This window comes from Cupriavidus basilensis, from assembly GCF_029335485.1.
Lineage (GTDB): Bacteria > Pseudomonadota > Gammaproteobacteria > Burkholderiales > Burkholderiaceae > Cupriavidus > Cupriavidus basilensis_E.
Genome location: NZ_JARJLM010000023.1, coordinates 1 through 991, shown reverse-complemented (window position 1 = coordinate 991; position 991 = coordinate 1). Strand labels below are relative to the sequence as shown.

General features: G+C 63.0%; 2 protein-coding genes. Both read right to left on the bottom strand.

What is annotated here, in order from left to right:
* Positions 1-68: 68 nt before the first annotated feature.
* Positions 69-395, bottom strand: coding sequence for a hypothetical protein (locus P3W85_RS01645; RefSeq protein WP_017228551.1), 327 nt, complete (start codon positions 393-395; stop codon positions 69-71).
* 225 nt (positions 396-620) lie between these two features.
* Positions 621-991, bottom strand: a 371-nt coding sequence (locus P3W85_RS01640; protein ID WP_276263489.1) for a peptide chain release factor-like protein, incomplete at its 5' end; no start/stop codon positions are given.

The window sequence follows — 991 nt, the reverse complement described above, 5'->3', positions numbered from 1 at the left end:
GCCAGCGGGGCGGGGAGGTCCGGGCCGCGATCGCCGCGGGCCGGCCTGTTGCCGCCCGGCAGCCTTGATTACTTGTTGACTGCGTCCTTGGCCTTGTCGGCGCCGGCGTTGACCGCGTCCTTCGCGGCTTCCTTGGCCTTGGCCATGGCGTTGCCGGCGTCTGCCTTGGCCTGGTCGGCTGCGGCGGAGACATCGGAAGCGGCGCTGGCGGCGGCAGCCTTGGCTGCGTCAGCGGCGTTGCCGGCTGCGGATGCGGCATCGCTGGCGGCGGCCTTCGCGGATTCGGCGGCGTTCTGCATGGCGCTTTCGGCGCTCGGCGTGGCAGGCGCTTCTTCCTTCTTGCTGCAGGCAGCCAGGGCGGCGGTGATCATCAACAGCGCGAGCAATTTCTTCATGATTTCGTCCTTTTGTCCGTTTCGAGTGTCGACACGCCGACCTCTGGGATGGCGGCTCAGTCGAAAACGATTATAGACAGCGAAGAATGGCACGCCAGTGCTGTTGCAAGCATTTACAACAGATACAAAGGTTTTCGTTCAGAAATCCGGATTTATGCAGCACAACCCGGATCATTGCCTTAATGCGGGTTGTCTCGTCGCAATATCGTGGTAATAGCGCGATGATTAATGGTCTTCGCCAAGCGCCGCCAACTGGTCGGCCTGGTGCTCCGCGGCCAGTGCGGACAACAGTTCATCGAGGTCGCCGTCCATGATCATGTCGATCTTGTAGAGCGTCAGGTTGATGCGGTGATCGGTCACCCGGCCCTGCGGGAAATTGTAGGTGCGGATACGGTCGCTTCTGTCCCCGGAGCCGATCAGGTTGCGCCGCGTGCTGGCTTCCTTCGCCTGGGCAGCGCGCAATTGCTGGTCCATCAGCCGGGCGGCCAGCACTTTCATGGCCTTGTCCTTGTTGCGGTGCTGGCTGCGGTCGTCCTGGCATTCCACCACGATGCCGGTGGGCAGGTGGGTGAGGCGCACCGCCGAATCGGTCTTGT